Annotated in this window: 1 protein-coding gene; it reads left to right on the top strand. The window is 45.3% G+C overall.

Annotated elements, in window-relative coordinates; all coding sequences use genetic code 11:
- Nucleotides 1–30: 30 nt before the first annotated feature.
- Nucleotides 31–539: insulinase family protein (locus ACTXGO_RS16105; RefSeq protein WP_443575233.1), on the top strand; the 509-nt coding region annotated here is incomplete at its 3' end.

The raw sequence follows: 539 nt of genomic DNA, 5'->3' as shown, positions 1-539 counted from the left end.
AAAGCACAACGATAAACAATAAGGATAACTATGAGCGACACGATCACTGATATACATGCCCAAACACAAGCTGATATCGACTTGACCTTGCACCCAGCATTTGAGCTGATCGAGCATCGTCATATTGAGGCGCTCTCGATAGACGTTCTCATCAGCCAGCATGTCAAGACGGGCGCGATGCATTATCATTTGGCGCATCCTAGTGACGAAAATGCGTTTTTGGTCGGGTTTCGGACTCAGCCAATGGATTCAAAAGGCGAGGCGCATATCCTTGAGCACGTCGCATTATGTGGCTCCAAAAAGTTCCCTGTACGTGATCCGTTCTTTTCGATGATCAAGCGCTCTTTGAATACCTTTATGAATGCGATGACGGCGGCGGATTGGACAGCGTATCCCTATGCCACACAAAATAAAAACGACTATTTTAACTTGTTAGATGTCTACCTGGATGCCGCCTTCTTTCCCAATATTCATCCGCTTGATTTTGCGCAAGAAGGTATTCGTGTTGAATTAAACGAAGAGGATAAGCCGCAATTTAA

It is taken from the genome of Psychrobacter sp. T6-1 (genome assembly GCF_052258445.1).
The sequence above is the reverse complement of the archived record's forward strand: the minus strand, read 5'-3'. Positions and strand labels throughout refer to the sequence as shown.